Genomic DNA, 14,178 nt, shown 5'->3' on the forward strand with positions numbered 1-14,178 from the left:
GTGCACGAGCTGCGCCGTGCGACAGCCGAACGGCGAATGGGCAGACGCGACCCGCTGCGCTCTCGCTGCTGTCCTTGTCACCAGCACCATTCATCGCCGCAGCGGGCCGCCTAACGCGCGGCTGCACGCCGTGCTCACGAGAAAACGAAATGCAGCGTCGCTCGGGCGACGCGATCGCTGCCAGCACCTCCGTAGCGTCGCCCCGGCGACGCGGTATTCCTGGTGAGCCCGGCGTGCAGCCGGCGTTAGGCGGCGTGAAGGGGCGCGCCATGGCACTCGTCACAAGGACAGCGGCGAGAGCGCAGCGGTTCGCGTCTGCCCGAAACCGCGCAGAGAGTTTTCGCGCGCCGCTCTTCGCGGCGCCGCGGTCGTGTGCGGTTCAGGGCCTCTTCTTTGGTGACTTTCTTCTGGCCCCGCAGAAGAAAGTTACCNGGCCGCCGGGACGGACTCCCGGCAATGCACCGAGCAAACGCACGCTTCACCGAGCAAGCTGACAAAGCATGGCCACCCCCGCACTGGAAATCCAGAACCTCCACGCCTGGTACGGCGAAAGCCACATCCTCCACGGCATCAACCTGTCCGTGCAGCCCGGCCAGGTCATCACCCTGCTCGGCCGCAACGGCGCCGGCCGCACCACCACGCTGCGCGCCATCCTCGGCCTCACCGGCGCGCGCAAAGGCAGCATCAAGATCCACGGCGAAGAGGCCATCCACCTCGCCACCCACCGCATCGCCCAACTCGGCATCGGCTACTGCCCCGAGGAGCGCGGCATCTTCGCCAGCCTCACCGCGGAAGAGAACCTACGCCTCCCACCGTCGCTGAAAGCCAAGCGCGGCAAGGCCATGAGCGAAGCCGAGATCTACGCCATGTTCCCCAACCTCGCCGAGCGCCGCCAAAGCCCCGGCACGCGCCTGTCCGGTGGCGAGCAGCAGATGCTCGCCGTCGCGCGCATCCTGCGCACCGGCGCCGACATCCTGCTGCTCGACGAGATCTCCGAAGGCCTCGCCCCCGTCATCGTCCAGGCCCTCGCGCGCATGATCCGCACGCTCAAGAGCCAGGGCTTCACCATCGTCATGGTGGAGCAGAACTTCCGCTTCGCCGCGCCGCTGGCCGACCACTTCATCGTCATCGAGCACGGCGAAGTCGTGCTCTCCTTCCCTGCCGCCGAGCTGCCCGCCAAACAGGCGCAGCTCGACGAGCTGCTCAGTGTTTGAACCCACAAAGACTCACACCCAGGAGACATCCGTGAAGAAGACCCTCATCGCTACTGCCATCGCCACCTGCGGCCTCGCCGCCCACGCCCAGGTCTCGGGTGACGTCATCAAGATCGGCTTCCTGACCGACATGTCCAGCGTCTATGCCGACATCGACGGCGCCGGCGGCGTGGAGGCCATCAAGATGGCCATCGCGGACCTGAAGGGCGTGGCCGCCGGCAAGAAGGTCGAGTTCATCTTTGCCGACCACCAGAACAAGGCCGACGTCGCCTCTGCCAAGGCGCGCGAGTGGATGGACACGCAGGGACTGGACCTGCTGATCGGCGGCACCAACTCCGGCGCCAACCTGGCCATGGCCACCGTCGCGGCCGAGAAGAAGAAGCCCTTCATCTCCATCGGCGCCGGCAGCTCGGCGCTGACCAACGCCAACTGCACGCCCTACACCATCCACTACGCGTACGACACCGTGGCACTGGCCAACGGCACCGGCGGCGCGGTGACCAAGGCGGGCGGCAAGAACTGGTACTTCCTGACCGCCGACTACGCCTTCGGCGCCGCGCTGCAGGCCGACACCACGGCCGTCGTGCAGAAGAACGGCGGCACCGTGAAGGGCAGCGTCAAGCACCCGCTGAACGCCAGCGACTTCTCCAGCTTCCTGCTGCAGGCGCAGGGCTCCGGCGCGCAGATCCTGGGCCTGGCCAATGCGGGCGGCGACACCATCAACGCCATCAAGGCCGCCAACGAGTTCGGCGTCACCAAGGGCATGAAGCTGGCCGGCCTGCTGATGTTCATCAACGACGTGCACTCGCTGGGCCTGAAGACCACCGAGGGCATGTACCTGACCGACTCCTGGTACTGGAACCAGACCCCCGAGGCGCGCGCCTGGAGCCGCCGCTTCTTCGACAAGATGAAGCGCATGCCCTCGTCGCTGCAGGCGGCGGACTACTCGGCCGTGACCCACTACCTGAAGGCCGTGGACGCGATCAAGACCGACGACACGGACAAGGTCATCGCCAAGATGAAGGCCACGCCCATCAACGATTTCTACACCAAGGGCACCATCCGCAAGGAAGACGGCCGCGGCATCCACGACATGTTCCTGATGCAGGTGAAGTCGGTGAAGGAATCGACGGAGCCGTGGGACTACTACAAGGTCGTGACCCGCATCCCCGGCGACGAGGCATTTACCAAGCTGGCTGACAGCAAGTGCCCGCTCGTTAAAAAGTGATCTGCTGAGCACGGCGCGATGACCGAGATCTTTGGTATCCCATTGCCGGCCCTCCTGGGCCAGCTGCTGCTCGGCCTGGTGAACGGCTCGTTCTACGCGATGCTGTCGCTGGGCCTGGCGGTCATCTTCGGCATGCTCAACATCATCAATTTCGCCCACGGGGCGCTGTACATGATGGGGGCCTTCTTCGCCTGGATGGGGCTGGAATACCTGGGGCTGAACTACTGGGTCATGCTCGGTCTCGCGCCATTCGTCGTGGGCCTCATCGGCATCGTCATCGAACGCACGATGCTGCAGTGGCTCTACAAGCTGGACCACCTCTACGGCCTGCTGCTGACCTTCGGCATCACCCTCGTCATCGAGGGCGTGTTCCGCTCGGTCTACGGCGTGTCCGGCCAGCCGTACCAGGTGCCTGACGCGCTGCAGGGGGCCACCAACCTTGGCTTCATGGTCCTGCCCAACTACCGGGCCTGGGTCGTGGTCGCGTCGCTGATCGTCTGCTTCGCCGTTTGGGCGCTGATCGAGAAGACGTCGCTGGGCGCCAAGCTGCGCGCCGGCACCGAGAACCCCAAGCTCGTGCAGGCCTTCGGCATCAACGTCCCCGCCATGGTGACGCTGACCTATGCCGGCGGCGTGGCGCTGGCCGCGTTTGCCGGCGTGCTGGCCGCGCCCATCCTGCAGGTGTCGGCGCTGATGGGGTCCAACCTCATCATCGTGGTGTTCGCCGTCGTCGTCATCGGCGGCATGGGCTCCATCCTCGGCTCCATCCTGACGGGGCTGGGGTTGGGCATCGTCGAGGGGCTGACCAAGGTGTTCTATCCCGAAGCGTCCAACACGGTCGTCTTCGTCGTCATGGCCATCGTGCTGCTTGTCCGTCCGGCGGGCTTGTTCGGAAAAGAGAAATGAACAAGAAGCTCCTCGGCTACGCCGCGCTCTTCATCGGCATCGGCCTGCTGCCCCTGCTGGGCGCCTACCCCGTCTTCGTCATGAAGGTGCTGTGCTTCGCGCTGTTCGCCTGCGCCTTCAACCTGCTGGTGGGCTTCACCGGCTTGCTGTCATTCGGCCACGCGGCTTTCCTCGGCACGGCCGCCTACGTGACCGGCCATGCGCTCAAGGTCTGGGGGCTGCCGACGCCGGTCGGCCTCGTCGTCGGCATGCTGGGCGCGGCCGGCGTGGGCCTGCTGTTCGGCCTGCTGGCCATCCGCCGCTCGGGCATCTACTTCTCGATGATCACGCTGGCGCTGGCGCAGATGCTGTACTTCTTCTTCCTGCAGGCGCCGTTCACCGGCGGTGAAGACGGCCTGCAGTCCGTGCCGCGGGGCCATTTCCTGGGGCTGGACCTCACGAGCGACCTGACGCTGTTCTACGTCGTCCTGGCCATCTTCATCGCGGCCTTCTGGCTGATCTACCGCATCGTCCACTCACCGTTCGGCCAGGTGCTCACAAGCATCCGCGAGAACGAGGCGCGCGCCACCTCGCTGGGCTACGACACCGCCCACTTCAAGCTGCTGGCCTTCGTGCTGTCCGCCGGCCTGGCGGGCCTGGCCGGCGCCACCAAGACGCTGGTGTTGGGCTTCGCCACGCTGACCGACGCGATTTGGACGACGTCCGGCCTGGTCATCCTGATGACGCTGGTGGGCGGCATGGGCACGCTGGTCGGCCCCATGGTCGGCGCCCTGGTCATCATCGCGCTGGAGAACAAGATCGGCGACTTCGGCAACTGGCTGGGCGAGCTGACCGGCGTGGCCTGGTTCAACAGCCTGGGCGAATCGGTCAGCCTCGTCACCGGGCTGATCTTCATCGTCTGCGTGCTGGCCTTCAGGCGCGGGCTGGTGGGCGAGGCGATGGCGTTGCTGGAGAAGCGGCGGGCTTCTTCCTGAAGACCAGCACATTGCCCGCCATCACCAGTACCAAGCCCGCGAGCGCGGGCGCCGTCCACACATAGCCCTCCACCCAGGCCGACACGTTCAGCGCGACGACCGGGAACAGCACCGTGCTGTAGGCCGCCCGCTCCGGCCCCAGCCGGCCGACCAGCGTCAGGTAGGCCGTGAAGCCGACGACCGAACCGGGGATGGCCAGGTACAGCAGGGCGCCGACGTAGCGCGCGCTCACGTCGAACGCAAAAGGCACGCCGGCCAGCAACGCGTAGCCGAGCAGGATGGCCGTGCCCACGGCCATGCCCCAGGCGTTGGTCTGCACCGGCTTCAGGCCCTCCTTCTGCAGCGCGGCCGACAGCAGGTTGCCGGTGGAAAAGCACAGCGTGCCGCCCAGCGCCCAGGCCAGGCCGGCCGCCGTCGCATGCCCGCCGCTGATCTCGGGCCAGAACAGCAGCACCAAGCCCGCCAGCCCCAGCGCGCCACCCGCCAGCACCTGTGGCGCGATCGCACGGCCATGGATGACCCGTGCCAGCAGCGCATTCCACAGCGCCGCGCTGGAGAACACGACGGCCACCAGGCCGCTGGCCACCGTCTGGCTGGCGTTCAGGAAGCAGACGAAGTTCAGGCAGAACAGGCACAGCCCCTGCGCCAGCACCCAGCCCAGCGCCTTGCCGCGCGGCACGACCAGCTGGCGCCGCCAGACGAGCCACGCGAACAGCAGCAGCGCCGCCAGCCCGAAGCGGTAGGCGATGGACAGCGCGATGGGCACCGGCCCCAGCTGCCACTTCAGCGCGATCCACGTCGTGCCCCAGATGAGCACGACCAGCAGGTACAGGAAAGCATTCATGGCGCCATCGTGGCGCGCGGCCCGGCCGAGTGATTGCACATTCCTGCGCATCGTCGACCCCGTCACGGCGCACGCCCGGCCGGCGGCCGTAGCATGGCCGCATGGCCCACCTCACCGCCGGCGCGACCGCTGACCAGCCCGTCTTCGACGTGCTGGGCCGCTCCAACGCGCGCCGCGAGCGCGAGCTGGCGCTGGCCGACGGCCTGCGCCTGGTGCAGTGGCGCAACCACGGCGGCCGCATGGACTACCAGCGGCCGGGCCACCACACGCTGTCGGTCTACCTGCAGGGCGGGCACGACACCCACCTGATCGAGACGCCAGGCGAGACCGGCCGCCCCGGCTGCCACTGCATCCTGCCGGCCGAGCACGAGTCGCGCTGGAACGTCGCCGGGCCGCTGCGCTTCGTGCACCTCTACCTCTCCGCCGACGCCTGGGCCGATCGCGTCGTGCGCCTGCTGGATGCCGAGCCACGCGCGATCACGCTGGAGCAGCGCATCTTCGGCGCGGACGCCACGCTGGCGGCCTGGGCCGAGGGCGTCGCGGCGCGCGACTGGCTGGACCCGGCCGAGCGGCTGCGCATCGACGCGCTGAGCCAGGCGGCGCTGGACCACCTGCTGCTGCAGGCGGCCCGCCCCCGGCAGCGCCAGCGGGCCGAGCGGGCGGCGGGCGGGCTTTCGAGTTCGGCGCGGCGCCGCGTGCTGGCCTTCGTCGACGCTCACCTCGACGGCGCCGAGCTCAGCCTGCCGCGGCTGGCCGCCGAGGCGCACCTGTCCGAGTTCCATTTCGCGCGCATGTTTCGCGTCTCCATGGGCTGCACGGTGCACGACTGGGTGGCCGCTCGGCGCCTGGACCGCGCCCGTGCGCTGCTGCGCCAGACCGTGCTGCCGCTCGCCGACATCGCCGCCGCCTGCGGCTACGCCGGCGCCAGCCACCTGAGCCGGCACGTCAAGGCCGGCACCGGCGCCACGCCGGGCCAGCTGCGCCGCGCGCTTGCGGCCGGCTGACGGCCGCAAAACGTCGGCTGCTGCCAACACGCCGTCAGCATTCACTGGTGAGTTAGGGGGCACGCCGAGCGGCCATGTGGCCCACCATTGGCGGCATGTTCAGTTCCGCCCGCAACCGCTTCACCGCCACGCTGCTCGTGTCGGTGCTGGGCTTCGTCATGACGCTGTGCGAGCCGGTCGGCAGCCTGCTCGACGAGCCGCTGGTCATGCAGGTGCCGCAGCGCTGAGCTGGGGAATTTCACCCCCCGACCGCGCCGACATCCCTCCCTACACTCGCCCCGCAGCGAGGGAGAGATCGAATGGCATCCAGGATCGTGCAGGCCGCCGTGGCGGCCGTTTTCGTGGCCGGCGCGGCCGTGTCGGGTTATTTCGCCTGGCAGCATTTCAAGTCGCCCGGCCTGCTCAGCAGCAGCGAGATCGGCGCCGAGGAAGCGGCCTTCGCCTTCAGCGAGTGCAAGGCGCGGCTGCTGGACGGCTCGCCGGCCATCGCCGTCATGTTCACGCAGGCGCTGGACCGCAAGCAGGACTTCGGCACGCTGCTGACCGCCGCCGAAGGCATGCCGGGCCGGAAGGCCGACCCCGACGACCCGTCCTCCAAGGCCACGCCGGCCGATCCGGCGAGCTTCAAGCCGCTGGCCGCCCGCTGGGTGCTGGGCGACAACCCGCGCGTGCTCTACCTGCCCTACGTCACGCCGGACCGCGCCTACCGCATCACGATGAACGCGGGCCTGGCCTCGCACTCCGGCAACAAGCTGGCCACCGCGCAGACCTGCGAGGCCGCCAGCGAGGCCATGCCGGCGAGCTTCTACTTCGCCAGCAAGGGCCTGGTGCTGCCGGCCGGCCAGAACGGCGGGCTGCCCGTCGTCAGCATCAACACGCCCGAGGTGGACGTGCAGTTCCTGCGCGTGAAGCCGGCGTCGCTGCCGGCCTTCCTGGAGCAGGTGGGCGGCCGGCGCGAGCGCGGGCATTCCGGCGGTGAAACCGAAGACGGCGACTACTACTACGACGGCTACGGCGACAACCAGCGCCGCTTGAAGGGCACCGTCGGCGGCTGGGCGCTGGACGAGCTGCGCGCGATGACCGACAGCGTCTACATCACTCGCTTCAAGACCGACGAGCGTGCCAACCGCCGCAACGTCAGCTTCCTGCCGGTCGAGAAGATCAAGGAGCTGCAGGAGCCCGGCATCTACATCGCCGTGATGAGCCAGCCCGGCCGCTTCGGCTGGGACTACCAGGTCACGCACTACTACGTCACCGACATCGGCCTGCACCTGCGCCGCCATGCCGCGCAGCTGGACGTGTTCACCACGTCGCTGAAGAGCGGCAAGGCGCAGGGCGGCATCGAGCTGAGCCTCGTCGACGAAACCGGCAAGGCGCTGGCCCAGGCGCAGACCGACGGGGACGGTCACGCCGTGTTCACCGGCACCAATGCCAAGACCTTCGACAAGGCGCGCGCCGTCATGGCGCGCAAGGGCAACGAGATGTCCGTGCTGTCACTGCGCGACGCGGCGCTGGACCTCAGTGAGTTCGACGCCACCGGCCACCCGTCGCGGTCCAACAAGCTGTTCGTCTACGCCGGCCGCGACCTGTACCGGCCGGGCGAGACGTTCAATGTGTCCGTGCTGTCCCGCGACGCCGACGGCCGCGTGCCCGCCAAGCTCATCCCGCTGACGCTGACGGTCAAGAAGCCCGACGGCAACAAGCTCGTCGAAACGCTGGTGCAACCCGCCAAGGCCGGCCAGGGCTATTTCCAGCAGACCATCACGCTGCCCGCCGACGCACCCACTGGCGGCTGGACGCTGCAGGCCCGGGTCGACCCCGCCGCCAAGCAGCCCGATGCGCAATGGGCCTTCAAGGTCGAGGAGTTCCTGCCCGAGCGCATGAAGCTCACGCTGAGCGCGCCCGACGCGGCGCTGGTGGGCGAGGTCAACCTGCCCGTGCAGGTGCAGGGCGACTACCTCTACGGCGCGCCCGCCGCCGGCAACCGGCTGCAGGCCACCGTGTCCACCGAGCGCCTGGTCAACCCGCTGGCGAGCAAGCTGCCGGGCTTCCTGTTCGGCGACTTCGCGGACGACAAGGCGCGCTCGCGCACCGACGTGCCCGAGCAGGAGCTGGACGCCGAAGGCAAGGCCGAGGTCACGTTGACGGCCAACCTGTCGGAGCGCAGCTCGCCGATGCGCGTGCGCGGCGCGTTCAGCCTGCTGGAGAGCGGCGGCCGGCCGGTGGTGCGCAGCATCGAGCGCACCTGGTGGCCGGCGCCCGAGCTGGTGGCCGTGCGCCCGCTGTTCGACCGCAACGTCGCGCCCGAGGGCGGGCTGGCCGGCTTCGAGGTCGTGCGCGTGGACGCGACCGGTGCCTTCAAGGGTGCCCGCGACCTGAAGCTCACGCTCACCTACGAGGAGCGCCAGTGGTACTGGCGTTATGACGACGGCCGCGGCTGGCACTCCGGCTTCAACACGACCGACGAGCTGGTCGAGGCGCGCAGCCTCAACCTGGCCGCCAAGACCACCGTCAACCTGCCGGTGAAGTGGGGCCGCTACCGCCTGGAGATCGAAGACCCGGCCACGCAGCAGACGCTGCGCTACGGCTTCTACGCCGGCTATGGCGCGCAGGACGCCGACGACATCGGCAACCGCCCCGACCGCGTGCAGCTGCAGCTCAAGGGCTCGCCGTTCAAGCCGGGCGACACCGCCAAGCTGACCATCAAGCCGCCGCACGACGGCGAGGCCGTCGTCACCGTGGAGGGCGACAAGGTGCTGTGGAGCAAGCGCGTGGGCGTGAAGGCCTCGGGCACCGAGCTGGACATTCCCGTCGATGCGAGTTGGGCGCGCAACGACCTCTACGTGACGGTCGCCGCCTTCCGCCCCGGCAGCCAGGGCGACCGCGTGACGCCGGCGCGCGCGCTGGGCCTGGTGCACCTGCCGCTGAACCGCGAGGACCGCAAGCTGAAAGTGGCGCTGGAGGCGCCGGCCAAGACCGTGCCGTCCACGGCCCTGCCCATCAAGGTCAAGGTGCCGCAGCTCGCGGGCAAGCAGGCCATCGTCACGGTGAGCGCCGTGGACGTGGGCATCCTGAACATCACCAACTTCAAGACGCCCGACCCGGCCGACTTCTTCTTTGGCAAGCACCGCTACGGCGCCGACATCCTGGACCTCTACGGCCGCCTCATCGAGAAGATGGACGGCAACGTCGCCCAGCAGCGCTTCGGCGGCGACGCCGGCAAGCGGGACACCCAAAGCATGCCGCGCAAGGTGCTGCTGGTGGACCTGTTCAGCGGACCGGTGGCGCTGGACGCCAAGGGCGAGGCCAGCATCAGCGTGAAGCTGCCGGACTTCAACGGCACGCTGCGGCTGATGGCCGTGGTGAGCAGCGCCGACAGCTACGGCTCGACGCAGACGGACACCGTCGTCGCCGCGCCGCTGGTGGCCGAGCTGAACATGCCGCGCTTCATCGCGCCGGGCGACAAGGCCACGATTGCGCTGGACGTGACCAACCTCAGCGGCGCGCCGCAGAACGTGCGCGTGGCCCTGACGGCCACCGGTCCCGTGCGGATCACCGGCGACGCGGCATCGGTGAAGCTGGCTGACAAGCAACGCCAGATCCTGCGCTTCCAGGCCGAGGCGCTGGACGCCAACGGCCTGGCGCCGATCAAGCTGACCGTCAGCGCCGGCCCGCTGAGCCTCGTGCGCGAGGCGGCGCTGCAGGTGCAGCCGGTGACCCCGCTGGTGCGCGAGAGCCGCCGCATCCGCCTGGAGCCCGGTGCCACGCAGCCCGTGGACAAGGCGCTGCTGGACGCCTACTGGGCCGGCTCCGCGGCGCTCTCCTTGAGCGTCAGCAACACGCCGCCCATCGACATCCGCGAGCAGGTGCGCGGCCTGCTGATGTACCCCTACGGCTGCCTGGAGCAGACGACGTCCAGCGCCTACCCGCTGGTCTTCATCGACGACGAGGCCGCAAAGCGCTGGGGCATGACCCCCGTGCCCCGCGAGGAACGCGCCAAGCGGCTGGAAGGCGCCTTCGCCCGCCTGGCCGGCATGCAGCAGGCGCGCGGCGGCTACGGCCTGTGGGCGGCCAGCAACCCCTACGAGGGCTGGCTGACGGCCTATGTCACCGGCTTCCTGCAGGACGCGCGCGACGCCGGCTTTGCGGTGCCGGAAGGCCAGCTGAAGAAGTCGCTGGAGAACCTCACCGAGCAGTTCCAGCGCAGCCCCGGCCAGCAGATGACGCCGCCCAAGGAGCCGCGCCGCAACGACAGGGGCCAGCTCGCCGACTACCGCGACGCCGAGGCGATGCGCATGGCGCACCAGCGCTTTGCCGAGGCCGCCCACATGGGCTACATCCTCGGCCGCGAGCAGAAGGCGCCGTTGGCCACACTGCGCACGCTGCACGACCAGCACCGCGCCAGCGCCTTGTCGCCGCTGCCGCTGGTGCACCTGTCGCTGGCGCTGAAGGCCATGGGCGACGAAGCCCGCGCCAAGGTCGCCCTGGACGATGCGATGCAGCGCGGCTACGGCTACCAGCCCGACGATGGTTATTGGGGCCAATGGCTGGGCGACTACGGCTCACGCATCCGCGACCGCGCGCTGGCCTATGCGCTGCTGCTGCGCCACAAGGTGCAGCATGACAAGCGCGAGAACCTGCTGTTCGACCTGGCCGACGACTTCCAGAAGCGCAACTACTACTCCACGCAGGAACGCCTGGCGCTGTTCCTCGCCGTGCAGGCCGCGACCAGCGGCGCCAGCAAGGACGACGGCTGGAAGACTACGCTGACCGCCGGCGCCAAGAGCGGCGCCTGGACCGGCAGCGGCACCGGCCAGCAGAGCTTCGACCTGGCCCAGCTGAAAGCGGGCGTCGCGCTAAAGAACGAGGGCACCGCGCCGCTGTACGTCGACGTCACCGCGCAGGGCTACCCCGTCAAGCCGCTGGCCCCGAGCAGCGACCGCATCTCGGTGGAACGCGCGATGTTCACGACCGACGGCAAGCCCGTGACGGCGCGACAGTTCACGACGGGCGAGATGTTCATCGTCCGCCTGCGCGTGAAGGCCGCGCAGCAGATCAAGGACGGCCTGGTGGTGGACCGCATCCCGGCGGGCTTCGAGATTGAGAACCTGAATCTGAGCCAGGGCCCGCAGGCCGGCGAGTTCACGGTGGAGGGGGTCAATGTGGCGCAGGCGAATGCCAACGAGCGCATCGTCCACACCGAGTACCGCGACGACCGGTTTGTGGCGGCGGCGCGGCTGGGTGGGCAGTTGGACTTGTTCTACCTGGTGCGGGTGGTAACGCCGGGCAGGTACGTGGTGCCGGCGACGTTTGCGGAGGATATGTATCGGGCGGAGATTCGGGGGGTCGGGAAGGCGGAAGGGGAGATCACGGTGGCGGACAGGCGATGAGCGATAGCGATCAAGCCCCTCGCGGGCCTGCGTCCGCTCAGCTGCCGCAGGCCGACGCCATCCTGCCGCGCATCCTCACGATCGGAACTCAGCGCGTGATCGTGGATGCGGAGCTGGCTGCGCTTTATGAGGTGCCGACCAAGCGACTGAACGAGGCGGTCAAGCGCAACCTTGGGCGGTTCCCGCAGGACTTCATGTTCACGCTGAGCGCCGAGGAGTTCGCCCTCTTGAGGTCGCAATCTGCGACCTCAAGCGCCAGCCCTGGCCATGGCGGGCGGCGCCATGCACCTCGCGTCTTCACGGAGCACGGCGCCTTGATGGCAGCCACGCTGCTCAACAGCCCCGCGCCGTCGAGGTGTCGATCTACGTGGTGCGGGCTTTTGTGCGGGTGCGCGAGCTGGCGGCAACCCACGCCGACCTGGCCCAGCGTCTGGCCGAACTGGAGGACAAGACCGAGGCGCTGGCCATGAGCCACGACACATTCAGTCGCAACACGCGTGCCCAGCTCAAGCAGGTGTTCGATGCGCTGCGAGAGCTGGTGACGCCGCCCGATCCACCGAAGCGGCCCATCGGATTTGTGACGCATCAGGATCCGGAGAAGAAAGGCCAGAAGTAGCCATGCAGCGCAATGGTGCGAATTGCAAGCTTGGCTCAGGGCGCCGTCTTCGAGCTTCAAGCGAGGGGTTTAGATTTGAGACCTGGCCCCGATCCACGCGCCATCGTCAATGCGCGGGAGGCGTTGGCGCGGTGCCCCGCAATACTTGAGAACCAACCCAGAATTTCGCGAATTTCGAATATCCACAGCCAGCCCCTAGGGAGACATAAATTGCCAGAGAAGAAGAACCTTTCGACAGATGGATCCGCTCAGGCCGGAGGGAAGACTGCGGCACCCACCACTCCACCGCTCCCCATTAGGCTAGAGGAGATCCGCTTTTCTGATATTCCGTTCCGCAGACTTGGGGGATTGACGCTGCCAATCGCCCAGCGGCTAACGCTGATTGCCGGCAGGAACGGCATTGGAAAGTCAACTGTACTAGCGTTGATATCCAATGCTTCTGGACTGTCTCGGAAGGGGAAGAGTCGCAATTCATACTTTGAAAAGCTCCCGCAAGCAAATCTCCATGAGATCATTCAACTCTCTGGTGACCGCGACTTCGTTGAAGATGAGGCCAAGAAGCCGAGCATATTTCTGAAATATCGAGCAGGAAACGACTTCTTCGAGAAGAAGTGCAACGTCACCAAGAGATCCCCGGCCGGTTTCCGCATTGTGCCCCGCAATGAACCCAAAGGGCAAAAGATCGTCGGCCCATACAAAATACTCGCAGACGGCAAGGTCCCCGTTCCAACAATATACTTGGGCATGATTCGAATGCTTCCTATAGGAGAAGCCGAGGAAACGCTAAAAAATGCAAAGTCGACCCCACATCCGGAGGACGCAAAATTTCTCGATGAATTCACCAGAAAGATTATTCACACCGGAGCGCATCACGATTCACCGGAGATTACTGCGCAATGGGTTGCGGATACGAAGAAGATGTCGCTTCACCCGCCATACGGCGGGTACGACAGTACAGGCGTTTCCTTGGGCCAAGATTCACTCAGCGCAATTGCTACTGCGCTCGTTTCATTCCAGAAGCTGAAGCGCGAATTGCCAAATTATCCAGGAGGAATTCTCGTTATCGATGAAATCGATGCAGGCTTCCATCCGCAGGCGCAAGTTAAGCTACTCCAGGAATTGAAGACGCAGGCAAACAGACTGTCACTTCAAATAATCGCTACAACGCATTCGCTGACAATGCTTGCCGAAGCGCACGCTGAAATACATGAGGTGCCGGACCCGAAAAATAGACGAGATGCAATTGTTTATCTTCAAGGGGGCTTGCCGGTTGAACTGCTTGATGTTTCCGACTATCAGGCGATTCATGACGACATGTACCTTAACCTGAGGAAACCACCGGAGCAACCGGTGGTGAAGGTATATGTCGAGGATGATGAGGCGGCACTATTTCTTGGTGCAATCCTTACTCCGGCCAGACTTAGGGCGATTGCGAGCAGGACCCAGAGACGAATCAAGATAATATCTGCGCGCGTCGGGTGCGCAAATCTCGTGGGCTTACTCAGGGCGGACGAATACTTTAAGAGTGTACTGATCGTCTTGGACGCCGACACAACCAGTGTCAAAACGGGCGGCGCGACCAACGTCCTGCGTCTTCCAATTGATCCTCGCGTCACTGTAAAGCAGTCACCTGAGTCTATAATCGAGTCGATGTGTAAGGCCTTGGTTTCTGATTTGGCAACCTATCCAGAAACTCGAAAAATGCTTAGGAAGGCGGGGCATAGTACCGATCACATCCAAAACTCTATTTTGGCGCTGCAGTCAAATGAAACTGAGGCCGAGGTCGAGGTGTCGGCTGACAGGGACTTCGCCAAGAAGTGGTTTACGCGGCGACTTGAGTCTATCGGTACACTGAAAATAATAGAGGGCTGGGTAGCCGATAACGCAGCCGGAGTGGAGCAGTTTCTCTCCGACTTCGAGCGGGCGGTAGTGGATGTTGCTGGCCCCAGCAGTGCAAAGAAGGCAAAGCCAGCTAAAGTGATAAAAAGCTCTTAAAGTCTGA

The 14,178-nt window shown here is 66.5% G+C and carries 11 protein-coding genes; 10 read left to right on the top strand and 1 reads right to left on the bottom strand.

Annotated features, from left to right (window positions below; all coding sequences use genetic code 11):
* Window positions 1–500: 500 nt before the first annotated feature.
* Genes ASD35_RS09475 through ASD35_RS09490 form a run of 4 tightly spaced genes read left to right on the top strand, consistent with a single transcriptional unit; the run spans window position 501 to window position 4,322 of the window.
* Entirely contained in the window at window positions 501–1,214 is a 714-nt protein-coding gene (locus tag ASD35_RS09475) for an ABC transporter ATP-binding protein (protein ID WP_056874695.1), read from the top strand.
* A 31-nt stretch (window positions 1,215–1,245) separates the two neighbouring features.
* Complete coding sequence (locus ASD35_RS09480) at window positions 1,246–2,442, top strand: ABC transporter substrate-binding protein (protein ID WP_056874696.1); 1,197 nt, start codon at window positions 1,246–1,248, stop codon at window positions 2,440–2,442.
* 18 nt (window positions 2,443–2,460) lie between these two features.
* Complete coding sequence (locus ASD35_RS09485; RefSeq protein ID WP_056874697.1) at window positions 2,461–3,348, top strand: branched-chain amino acid ABC transporter permease; 888 nt, start codon at window positions 2,461–2,463, stop codon at window positions 3,346–3,348.
* The gene (locus tag ASD35_RS09490; RefSeq protein WP_056874698.1) at window positions 3,345–4,322 is read left to right on the top strand and encodes a branched-chain amino acid ABC transporter permease; all 978 of its coding nucleotides are present in this window, start codon (window positions 3,345–3,347) and stop codon (window positions 4,320–4,322) included. Before ASD35_RS09485 ends, ASD35_RS09490 begins: the two co-directional genes overlap by 4 nt.
* Here ASD35_RS09490 and ASD35_RS09495 read toward each other — a convergent pair.
* Window positions 4,261–5,166 carry a DMT family transporter gene (locus tag ASD35_RS09495; protein WP_056874699.1) on the bottom strand — a complete coding sequence of 302 codons (906 nt, stop codon included), beginning with the start codon at window positions 5,164–5,166 and terminating at the stop codon, window positions 4,261–4,263. The two genes, ASD35_RS09490 and ASD35_RS09495, sit on opposite strands and share 62 nt — an antisense overlap.
* A gap of 101 nt (window positions 5,167–5,267) precedes the next feature.
* Between ASD35_RS09495 and ASD35_RS09500 the strand changes: the two genes are divergently transcribed.
* The 6 genes from ASD35_RS09500 (at window position 5,268) to ASD35_RS26540 (ending at window position 14,171) form a co-directional block, all read left to right on the top strand.
* Window positions 5,268–6,170, top strand: a complete 903-nt coding sequence (locus ASD35_RS09500) for a helix-turn-helix domain-containing protein (protein WP_056874700.1) — start codon at window positions 5,268–5,270, stop codon at window positions 6,168–6,170.
* Between the two features lie 74 nt (window positions 6,171–6,244).
* Window positions 6,245–6,397, top strand: coding sequence for a hypothetical protein (locus ASD35_RS27100; protein ID WP_157275471.1), 153 nt, complete (start codon window positions 6,245–6,247; stop codon window positions 6,395–6,397).
* Between the two features lie 72 nt (window positions 6,398–6,469).
* Window positions 6,470–11,560, top strand: a complete 5,091-nt coding sequence (locus ASD35_RS09505) for an alpha-2-macroglobulin (protein WP_056874701.1) — start codon at window positions 6,470–6,472, stop codon at window positions 11,558–11,560.
* Window positions 11,557–12,030 carry an ORF6N domain-containing protein gene (locus ASD35_RS09510; RefSeq protein WP_235538299.1) on the top strand — a complete coding sequence of 158 codons (474 nt, stop codon included), beginning with the start codon at window positions 11,557–11,559 and terminating at the stop codon, window positions 12,028–12,030. Before ASD35_RS09505 ends, ASD35_RS09510 begins: the two co-directional genes overlap by 4 nt.
* Window positions 11,916–12,176, top strand: coding sequence for a hypothetical protein (locus tag ASD35_RS27985; protein WP_235538301.1), 261 nt, complete (start codon window positions 11,916–11,918; stop codon window positions 12,174–12,176). The genes ASD35_RS09510 and ASD35_RS27985 overlap by 115 nt, the downstream gene beginning before the upstream one ends.
* Window positions 12,177–12,386: 210 nt before the next feature.
* A complete protein-coding gene (locus ASD35_RS26540) occupies window positions 12,387–14,171 on the top strand; it encodes an AAA family ATPase (protein WP_162254441.1) in 1,785 nt (594 codons plus the stop codon).
* Window positions 14,172–14,178: the final 7 nt, after the last annotated feature.

Origin of the sequence: Pelomonas sp. Root1444, assembly GCF_001426885.1 — a bacterium.
Taxonomy (GTDB): domain Bacteria; phylum Pseudomonadota; class Gammaproteobacteria; order Burkholderiales; family Burkholderiaceae_C; genus Pelomonas.